9 protein-coding genes, 1 tRNA gene and 1 other annotated feature are annotated in these 9,729 nt (G+C 53.1%); of the genes, 2 read left to right on the top strand and 8 right to left on the bottom strand.

Annotation, left to right across the window (positions count from 1 at the left end):
- Window positions 1–67: 67 nt before the first annotated feature.
- Window positions 68–275 (bottom strand) — a binding site (T-box leader).
- 47 nt (window positions 276–322) lie between these two features.
- Entirely contained in the window at window positions 323–1,051 is a 729-nt protein-coding gene (locus ACML7B_RS09710; RefSeq protein ID WP_418540983.1) for a YdcF family protein, read from the bottom strand.
- On the bottom strand, window positions 1,036–1,542 hold the full coding sequence (locus ACML7B_RS09705; protein WP_346708270.1) for an SEC-C metal-binding domain-containing protein: 507 nt from the start codon (window positions 1,540–1,542) through the stop codon (window positions 1,036–1,038). The genes ACML7B_RS09710 and ACML7B_RS09705 overlap by 16 nt, the downstream gene beginning before the upstream one ends.
- A gap of 95 nt (window positions 1,543–1,637) precedes the next feature.
- On the opposite strand from ACML7B_RS09705, the gene ACML7B_RS09700 reads away from it, so the two are divergent.
- Window positions 1,638–1,859, top strand: a complete 222-nt coding sequence (locus ACML7B_RS09700) for a hypothetical protein (RefSeq protein ID WP_418540982.1) — start codon at window positions 1,638–1,640, stop codon at window positions 1,857–1,859.
- A 365-nt stretch (window positions 1,860–2,224) separates the two neighbouring features.
- On the opposite strand, the gene ACML7B_RS09695 is transcribed toward ACML7B_RS09700, so the two are convergent.
- On the bottom strand, window positions 2,225–3,502 hold the full coding sequence (locus ACML7B_RS09695; RefSeq protein WP_418540980.1) for an adenylosuccinate synthase: 1,278 nt from the start codon (window positions 3,500–3,502) through the stop codon (window positions 2,225–2,227).
- A gap of 77 nt (window positions 3,503–3,579) precedes the next feature.
- Window positions 3,580–5,139, bottom strand: a complete 1,560-nt coding sequence (gene cls, locus ACML7B_RS09690; RefSeq protein ID WP_418540979.1) for a cardiolipin synthase — start codon at window positions 5,137–5,139, stop codon at window positions 3,580–3,582.
- 195 nt (window positions 5,140–5,334) lie between these two features.
- On the opposite strand from cls, the gene ACML7B_RS09685 reads away from it, so the two are divergent.
- Complete coding sequence (locus tag ACML7B_RS09685; protein WP_418540977.1) at window positions 5,335–5,640, top strand: hypothetical protein; 306 nt, start codon at window positions 5,335–5,337, stop codon at window positions 5,638–5,640.
- 47 nt (window positions 5,641–5,687) lie between these two features.
- On the opposite strand, the gene ACML7B_RS09680 is transcribed toward ACML7B_RS09685, so the two are convergent.
- From ACML7B_RS09680 to sigH, 4 genes are all read right to left on the bottom strand, one after another.
- On the bottom strand, window positions 5,688–7,088 hold the full coding sequence (locus tag ACML7B_RS09680) for a PLP-dependent aminotransferase family protein (RefSeq protein ID WP_418540974.1): 1,401 nt from the start codon (window positions 7,086–7,088) through the stop codon (window positions 5,688–5,690).
- Between the two features lie 77 nt (window positions 7,089–7,165).
- A complete protein-coding gene (locus tag ACML7B_RS09675) occupies window positions 7,166–8,833 on the bottom strand; it encodes a glutamine--tRNA ligase/YqeY domain fusion protein (RefSeq protein WP_346708264.1) in 1,668 nt (555 codons plus the stop codon).
- A gap of 136 nt (window positions 8,834–8,969) precedes the next feature.
- Window positions 8,970–9,042, bottom strand: a tRNA-Thr gene (locus tag ACML7B_RS09670).
- Between the two features lie 51 nt (window positions 9,043–9,093).
- Window positions 9,094–9,699 (bottom strand): RNA polymerase sporulation sigma factor SigH, encoded by a 606-nt coding sequence (gene sigH / locus ACML7B_RS09665; RefSeq protein WP_418540971.1) that lies wholly within the window; start codon window positions 9,697–9,699, stop codon window positions 9,094–9,096.
- Window positions 9,700–9,729 lie beyond the last annotated feature (30 nt).

The raw sequence follows: 9,729 nt of genomic DNA, 5'->3' as shown, positions 1-9,729 counted from the left end.
TTATCTGCCTGTGCCATGGGAACAGGTGCTCCCCGGAAATAAAAAAATCCCCTGCAGCAGATCTGCTGCAGGGGACGAGTCTTTCCCGTGGTTCCACCCCAATTGAACCGGACAAACGCCGGAACCTCTTTCCTTATGACGATAACGGAGTCACCGGACTGGTTTGCAGTCACTCGGAGGTGGTCTTCAGACAGTTCCCGGATAAGAAGCTCTCAGCCTGTTGCTCCTCTCTCTTGATCCCTTTCCTGTCCTACTCTTCTCTTCAACGTGTTCCCATATATGTACCCATTATAGCACTCACGCCTTGTTTGTCAACCCCGGATTATCCCGCCAGCCACAGTTTCAGCACCGCCAGGGCCTCCCGCACCATATAATTGACAAACAGTACCGGAAGGCAGCCGGCGCACAGACGCCCCAGATCCTGATACCCTGCCCGCCTGGCATAACGGCATGCCCGGTACATGTGGTAATGGCTGGTGACGATCCCCACTGAGAGGCTTAAATCCTTAATATACGCTGCGGAGAATTCCAGATTCTCCCTGGTTGTAGCAGACCGATCTTCGCAGAAGATCCGCTCCCTGTCGATCCCCTGCCGGATCAGATACTCCTCCATGGCTTCTGCCTCCGTGATATCCTCTCCTTCTCCCCGGCCTCCGGACACCACCACCTTTGTCTCCGGATGGCGCTTCAGATATCCTGCTGCCACCAGAAGCCTCCGCTCAAGGGAGTCTGTCACTCGCACCCCCGCCACATGGGCGCCCAGTACCACAAGCCAGGAAAGCTCCCGTTCCCTCCAGGGGCGCATCCCGGTAAGCACCGCCAGGATCAGCGCCAGCATTATCACAAGGCCTACGCAGGCCCCCGCCCGGATAAGGAAGGCTCCCCGTTCAGACAGCACTCCCTGCAAAAAGGCAAGAAAGAAAAAGCAGACCCCCAGCACAGGCCAGAACCTGGCAAAGGTAGAGTTCCACCTGTGAAGGGTGAGCCCCATCAGCAGATAATAGCCGACGCACAACACGCCGGCTATTCCAAAAGCTATCTGCCACAACATTTCTTATATTTCTTTCCGGAACCGCAGGGACAGGGATCGTTTCTGCCGATCTTCTTCTCCTTGCGGATGGTCCCGGACTCCTTCTGTTCTTTGTACAGCTTCTTCAGTTCTTCCTCGGAGTAGATCTCCTTCCACTGAGGAAGCTCATAGAGCCAGTCCGCCTTGGCCGCCACCATGTTTTTGTAAAGTTTCTCTTTATCAAAGGCAAGGCTTACCTGGGTGTCTTCATCCATGGTCTCAATAGGATTGGGCTCCTTCAGGCTTTCGTTGATGCCGTCCAGGAATCCTACCATGGTAAGAACTTCCTGTCCGTACTTCTCCGCCAGTTCCTTCACCGTTCCCTTTACTTCCTCATCCGGGTTCTCCAGAAGCTGTTCATAGATCTCCTTCTCGATCTGGAAATAAGATCCCCAGAATCTCTGAAGCTGTCCTCTGTCTGCTTTCTCATTATAGGCAAGGCTCTGCCACTGTTCCAACAACGTATGACTCATGTTCTTGTCTCCTTTTGTATCTGATTCATTTGCAATTTTTTACTGCTATCTATATAATATACTAAAGACTGGAAGAGATGTAAAGGAGGATTCCCATGAAAAAGACAAAACGTATCCTGGCGGCCGTGGCTGCGCTCCTGCTTTTTGCTATGTACGGGGCGACTCTTGTCTTCTCCCTTCTGGATCTGCCTGCCTCAGAAGATCTCCTGATGGTCTCCGTGGCCTGCACCATCATCTTCCCGGTGCTCCTCTACGCCTATATCCTGGTGTACCGTGTGCTCAAAGGCCGAGGAGAAGAAGATCAGGATCAGCCTTAAGTACCTGTTTCCTGGCTTTTCTTTCTTCCCGTTCCCTTTGTTTCTTCCTTTTGGTCAGATATTCTTCCATGGAAAGCTCTTCCAAATAACCATCTTTACTTCTCTGCTGCATTGTGTTACCTCCATTTTCTGTCTTTCAAGCGGATATTCTTCTGCTTTCGCGCCCCCTCACTCCCCGCTTTTATTATTATATGGAACCGGTCTTACGGATATGACATCTTTTTTATGTCCCTGCCATTCTATCGTGAAAATGTGTACGGCCTGTGGCGGATTTCTAAAAATACCATGAGAGATTTCTTAAAAAAGATTAAGAAAAAAGCTGCTCTGTCTTTTTCCAGACAAAGCAGCTTTCTGATGTTCCTTTTTTATTTCCGGTAGATGATATCGTCTCTTCCCGGTCCGTTGGAGATCATGGTAATGGGGTAGCCGATCTCCTTCTCCACAAACTCTATGTATTTCCGGCAGTTCTCGGGAAGTTCCTCGTACTTCCGGATGCCGCGGATATCGCAGTTCCAGCCCGGCAGATTCTTAATCACCGGTTTTGCCTTCTCAAGAAGGTGAGTGGGCGGGAAATCCCTGACTTCCTTGCCGTCGATCTCATAAGCTACGCACACCGGGATCTCTTCCAGATATCCCAGTACGTCCAGCACCGTGAAGGCCACGTCTGTGGTCCCCTGCATCCGGCAGCCATAGCGGGAAGCCACGCAGTCAAACCATCCCATTCTCCTGGGGCGTCCGGTTGTAGCGCCGAACTCGCCTCCGTCGCCGCCCCGGCGTCTCAGCTCATCTGCCTCTTCCCCGAAGATCTCACTGACAAATGCTCCGGCTCCCACTGCACTTGAGTATGCCTTGCACACAGTGATGACCTGCCGGATCTCCTGAGGCGGAACTCCGGCTCCCACTGCGCCGTAGCCGGCCAGGGTGGAAGAAGAAGTCACCATGGGGTAGATCCCGTGATCCGGATCCTTCAGAGATCCCAGCTGTCCTTCCAGAAGCACGCTCTTTCCTTCCTGCAGCGCATTGTGCAGGAACAGCGCGGTGTCGCACACATAGGGCTCCACCATCTCTTTGTAGCTTTGCAGTTCCTGATACAGCTCCTCCGGATCGATCAGTGGTTTATGATACAGATGCTCCAGCAGCACATTCTTCTGCTCCGCCACACGCGCAACCTTCTCTCTCAGAAGGGCGTCGTCGAACAGCTCGCTGACCTGGAAGCCGATCTTGGCAAATTTATCTGAATAGAACGGCGCGATCCCGGACTTGGTGGAACCAAAGGACTTGCCTCCCAGCCGCTCCTCCTCATAGGCATCAAAATTCTTGTGATAGGACATCACCATCTGCGCCCGGTCCGATACCAGAAGCTTTGGCTTTGGCACGCCCTGATCCACGATGGACTGTACTTCTTTGAATAAAACCGGGATATCCAGCGCTACGCCGTTGCCGATCACGCTGGTCGTGTGATCGTAGAAGACCCCGGACGGCAGGGTGTGGAGCGCGAACTTGCCATAATTATTGACGATGGTATGTCCCGCGTTGGCTCCTCCCTGGAAACGCACGACAATATCTGCTTCCCTGGCAAGCATATCGGTAATCTTTCCCTTGCCCTCATCTCCCCAGTTGGCGCCTACTACTGCTTTTACCATATTCATTCCTCCTAAAGTCGGTAATCACCGTTTGCATTATACTATATTTTTCCCCCGGTGTAAACCGTCAAATCACGCTACATCAAAGGCGCCAGAAGGCGCAGCACCTGGCCGGAGACCTTGGTCAGGATAGTTCGGTTCTTCACCTCCAGAAGGGTCACCTTGTGGCACTTGGTAAGGGTGTGCTGGAAGTCCCGCTCGATCCGGTCGATCTCCGAGTTATTGTAGATAAAGGTCCCGCATTCAAAATGCAGGTACAGGCTACGGTAATCCAGGTTGATGGTCCCCACTGTAGCGGTGTCGTCATCGGACACAAACACCTTGGCGTGGACAAACCCCGGCCGGTACTCATAGATCTGCACCCCGCCCTCGATCAGCTCCTTGTAGTAGGTCTTCGCCACCACAAAGGCGTACCATTTATCCGGGATATGAGGCATGATGATGATCACCTCGATGCCGCTCTTGGCCGCCCGGGTCAGGGTAGTGAGCATCTCATTGTCCAGGATCAGGTAGGGGGTCATGATATGGACGTATTTCTTGGCGTGGTTGAGAATGTGGAAATACACCTCTTCCCCTACATTTTCATTGTCAAAAGGACTGTCCGCGTAAGGGATCACATAACCCAGTTCCCGCCTGAGCCCCTCCCGTTTCCGGGTGAGATAACGGCTGTAATTCTCCGGCCTTCGCTCCTCCACGTTCCACATCTGCAGGAAGATCATGGTCAGGCTCTGCACCGCGTCCCCTTTCAGCATCACGGCTGTGTCCTTCCAGTGTCCGAACCGCACCTTCCGGTTGATGTACTCATCTCCCAGGTTGATGCCGCCGGTAAATCCCACCTTCCCGTCGATCACACAGATCTTCCGGTGATCCCGGTTGTTCTGGGTGGTGGAGAGGAACGGCCGCACCGCGTTGGACATCTTACACTGGATCCCATAGCGCTTAAGCTGCTCCGGATAATTATAAGGCAGCATGGAGATGGCGCACATGCCGTCGTACATAAACCGCACTTCCACCCCTTCCCGCACTTTCTTGCGCAAGATCTTCAGGATGGTATCCCACATATACCCTTCTTCCACAATAAAATATTCCATGAAAATGAACTTCCGGGCTGCTTTCAGTTCCTCCACAAGATACCGGAACTTGTACTCTCCCAGCGGAAAGTAGGTCACCTCTGTATTCCGGTAGGTAGGGAATCCCAGTCCGGACAGATAGTAGGACAGCTGGGCATTGGCGGATTTGCTGGCCCAGATCGCCTCTACCACCTCCTGGTCCTGCTGCATATAGGGGTCTGTCTCCACCTTCAGAGCCGCCTGCCGATCCCGCATGAAATGCGTCCCCGGCTGCAGCTTGGTAAAGACATAGAACAGCGTGCCAAATCCCGGGAAGGCCATAACAAAGAGCATCCAGGTCATTTTAAACGCCGGATTCCCCTCGGAATTGATGATATAGATCAACACGATCACGCCCAGGATGGTCAGCGCTCCATAGATGTATTTCAGGTACTCCTCCAGATAGATGCTGCTCCAGGCAAAAAGCCAGATCTGGAGCAGCAAAAGCAAAAGGATGATCCCTGTTCTGCTGAAAACAATACGGAACAGGCCCTTCTTGGCTGTTCCGGGTGCTTCGTTCTTACTCATGTCTTACTCCCTTTCTCTTGAAAAAACACCACGGATACAGTGTAACACACTTCCCCCGGGGTCTCAACTGTAACCGATGCTCCATATGGGGAAAAGTTTTCCCTTATTTGCCTCTCCCCCTTTTCTTTTCCGCGAAAAAGTATTACAATACATCTATTAAGGGGAGACTGCCCCTGCGAAAGGAGATCGAATCATATGGCAAAATGGCTGAAAAAGTTACTGGGACTGACCGCTCTTGCGGGAGCCGCCGCAGGAATTCTCTTTTATTTTAAAAAGCGTGAATGCGGGGACGCTGAGGATGGGGAAGATGTTTTTGAAGACGAGGATTTTGATCTGGACAGCGATCTGAAATCCGCCGACCGGGAATATGTTCCGCTGAATGCAGGAAAGACGGAAGAGGCTTCCGGGGAAGCTTCTGAAAAATCAGAGGACGCCGCTCCCGAAGACAGCTCCGACTCCGACAAGGATAAGGATAAGGACAAGGCAGACGACAAGGAATAGACGAAGATTAAAAGCGCCGGTGCAGCAAACCGGCGCTTTTCCTGTCTCTAGAACTTTCTCCACACCTCCGCCAGACGCCCTGCAGCCTCCCGGATCTCTCCCTCCGTCAGGTTGGCGTACCCCAGAAGGATGGTAGCCTGATCTTCCTTCCCCGGATGGATCTGGTAATCAGACAGACCATAGACCCGGATCCCCTCTTCTGCAGCGGCCTGGATCAGTTCCTGTTCCGACTTCCCTTCCGGAAAGGTGAGAAGCAGGTGGACCCCCGCATGTTCCCCGGATATCCGGCAGGATCCAAGCAAAGGTTTAAGTTCCTCGATCAGCACGTCATGGCGGCTCTTATAGAGAGCCCTGGTCTTATTGAGATGTCTCTCATAATATCCTTCTTCGATAAATTTCTGCACGATCATCTGGTCTACCTTGGACACAGTGGAATTGATAAAGCGGTGACGCTCCTTATATTTCTCCAGAAGAGGTTCCGGCAGCACCATGTAGCTTAAGCGGATGGCCGGGGCTATGGATTTGGAGAAGGTGCCAAGATAGATCACCTGCCCCCGGCTGTCGTAGCCCTGCAGGGCCGGGATGGGTTTGCCTTTATAGCGGAACTCACTGTCGTAATCGTCCTCGATGATATAGCGGCCGGGGTCCTCCCCCGCCCACCGGAGCAGCTCCATCCGCCGGCGCACCGGCATCACGATCCCAGTGGGATACTGATGAGAAGGAGTCACATAGGCAATGTCGGCCCCGGTCTCCATAAGAGCCGCCACCTGCATGCCATCCCGGTCCACCGGCACCGCCACACGCTGGTAGCCCAGGTCTCCGGCCAGCCGGAATGCCTGCATGTAAGTAGGGTCTTCAAAAGCCACCGTGTGATCCGTACCCAGGATGATGGAGAGCAGCATCAGGATATAGTCGCTTCCCGCGCCGATCACCACCTGGTCCGGCCTGCAGTTCACTCCCCGGGCCTGATAGAGATACCGGGCCACTGCCCGGCGGAACCCATATTCCCCCTGAGAGTCCCCGGAGCGGAACAGTTCCGTCCGGTCGTCCATCAGGATCTCCTTGGACAGCTTCCTCCACACATGGTAGGGAAAGCTCCTAAGATCCACCCCGTGAGGAGTAAAATCATAACGCCAGCCCTTCTCTTCCCTGGGAAGGACTTCCTCTTCTTCCTTCACCCGGGTCAGCTGATACAGCCCCTCCAGCCGGGAAGCAAAAAAGCCCCTGCAGGGCTGGGATTCAATGTACCCTTCTGATAAAAGCTGCTCATAGGCAAGCTCCACCGTACTCCGGCTCACCTCCAGATGGGCGGACAGAGCCCGGGTGGAAGGAAGCTTCTCCCCGCAGGCGATCTTCCCCTCCTGGATGTTCTCCTTGATGTAGCGGTAGATCTGCTCATAGAGCGGCGTTTTTGAATGTGGTTTCAGATTGATGGTCAGTTCATTCATGGCAAAACTCCGGCAAATGCTGGATTGGGGACGTGGTATTTTCAAAAATACCACGTCCCCAATGAAAATTCAGAAACTTATTTTGGCAGTTTAAAGGAACTCTTCAGGGATACGATCCGGTTGAACACCAGATCCTCCGGCGTAGAATCCTTGGAATCGATACAGAAATATCCGTTGCGCACAAACTGGAAGCTGTCCCCAGGAGCCGCTTCCCCGAAGCTGTCCTCCACCTTGCAGTCCTTCAGGATGGTCAGGGAATTGGGATTTAAGTTCAGGGAACCGTCTTCCTTATTATAAACACCTTTTTCCTCGTCCACCAGGTTTTCGTAGAGACGCACTTCCGCCGTCTTCGCATAGGGCGCCGCCACCCAGTGGATGGTGCCCTTCACCTTTCTCCCGGTGAATCCGGTGCCTGCCTTGGTCTCCGGATCATAAGTCACATGGACGGTGGTCACATTGCCCTCCCCGTCGGTTTCATAATCCACACATTTGACAAAATAAGCGTTCATCAGGCGCACTTCATTGCCTGGGAACAGGCGGAAATACTTCTTGGGCGGCTCGATCATAAAGTCCTCCCGCTCAATGTAAAGCTCCCGGCAGAAGGGAACCTTCCGGGTGCCAAGCTCCGGGTTCTCCAGGTTGTTGTCTACGTCCAGGTATTCCGTCTCGCCCTCCGGATAGTTGTCGATGATCAGTTTGATGGGGTCTAACACCGCCATCATCCGGGGCCGCTTCAGCTTTAAGTCCTCCCGGATGCAGTACTCCAGCATGGCGTAATCCACAGAACTCTGGCTCTTGGACACACCGCACAGGTCGATGAACATCTGGAGCGATTCCGGCGTAAACCCGCGTCTTCTAAGAGCCGCGATGGACACAAGCCTTGGGTCGTCCCAGCCGTCCACGATCCCTTCCTGCACCAGCTTCTTAATATAGCGCTTGCCTGTAACCACATTGGTAAGGTAAAGCTTGGCAAACTCGATCTGACGGGGCGCCGGGTCAAACTCGCACTCCCGCACCACCCAGTCATAGAGCGGCCGGTGATCTTCAAACTCCAGGGTACAGATGGAGTGGGTAATCTTCTCCACCGCGTCCTCGATGGGATGGGCAAAATCATACATAGGATAGATACACCACTTGTCCCCTGTATTGTGATGGGCGATATGGGCCACCCGGTAGATCACCGGATCCCGCATGTTCATGTTGGGAGAAGCCATATCGATCTTGGCCCGGAGCACCTTCTCTCCGTCTTTATATTTTCCTTCCTTCATCTCTTCAAAAAGCCGCAGGTTCTCTTCCACAGAGCGCTCCCTGTAAGGGCTGTTCTTCCCGGGCTCAGTCAGAGTCCCCCGGTATTCCCGGATCTCATCTGCAGACAGGTCGCAGACATAAGCCTTTCCCTTGCGGATCAGCTTCAGGGCGCACTCATACATCACGTCGAAATAGTCGGACGCAAAGTACAGGTGATCCTTCCAGTCCGCCCCCAGCCATTTCACATCTTCCTTGATGGACTCCACGAACTCGGTATCCTCCTTGGTGGGATTGGTATCGTCAAACCGCAGATGGAAGGTGCCGTGATATTTCTTCGCCAGTCCGGAATTCAGAAGAATGGATTTGGCGTGTCCGATGTGGAGATATCCGTTGGGCTCCGGCGGGAAACGGGTGCAGACTTCACTGTACACTCCTTCCGCCAGGTCTTTATCTATTTCCTGTTCGATAAAATTCTTGGAAACTGTCTCTTCCTGCATGTTCTTCCTCCTCACAGAGCAATTATTTTCGCCCCTTATCTTATCATAAAACCCTGGTGGAAACAAGCCTGGGCATCCATCTTCCCTTCCAGTCCCAAACAGGCAAAAAAATTACTCCCTGTACTGGGAGTAATCAAGCTGCCGAGCGGAATCGAACCGCCGACCTCCGCCTTACCAAGGCGACGCTCTACCGACTGAGCCACGGCAGCAGATATCATTGATTGCAACAGTGATACTATACACTATAAACCCTGGTCTTGTCAATGATATTTTTCCAAAATCTTTTCTGTTTTTCCTTTTATCCTCTGAAGGGCATTGTCAATGGTCTTGGGACTCCTGTCCAGAAGCCTTGCGATGGTCTTGTAATCCGTGCCCAGAAGATGGAGGTAAAGGACCCGGTTCTCCAGTTCGCTCAAGGTATCCTCCAGTTCGCTCTCCAGAAGCCTTACATATTCCTGGCTGATCAGAAGCTCCTCCGGATTGCTCTCCCCCTTGGCCTCCACAGTCTCGATCAGGGGCTCCTTCTCCTCGTTCCGGTCATAGAGGGACACGTAGGAGTTCAAAGGCCCGTGCTTCTTCCGCCGGGAAGCCTCGATGGCAGTGTAGAGCTGCCGGGTGATGCAAAGCCTGGCAAAGCTGTAGAAAGAAGACTCCTGCCGGGGATCATAATCCTGGACCGCCTTGAAAAGCCCGATCATCCCCTCCTGGATCAGATCCTCGTTCTCCCCGCCCAGAAGATACATGGCGTTGGCTTCTTTGCGCACCAGGTTCTTGTATTTCTCCATGATATAATCCATGATCTTTTTGTCGCCGCCCCGCAGCTTCTCGATCAGCTGCTCGTCGGTCATCCGGTCATAAGCGCTCACCAAACCGCCTCCTTTTTCCTTCTTTTTTTA

Origin of the sequence: Massilistercora timonensis, assembly GCF_048354975.1 — a bacterium.
Classification (GTDB): domain Bacteria; phylum Bacillota; class Clostridia; order Lachnospirales; family Lachnospiraceae; genus Massilistercora; species Massilistercora timonensis.
Note: the sequence above shows the minus strand (reverse complement) of the source record. Positions and strands in the feature narration are given on the sequence as shown.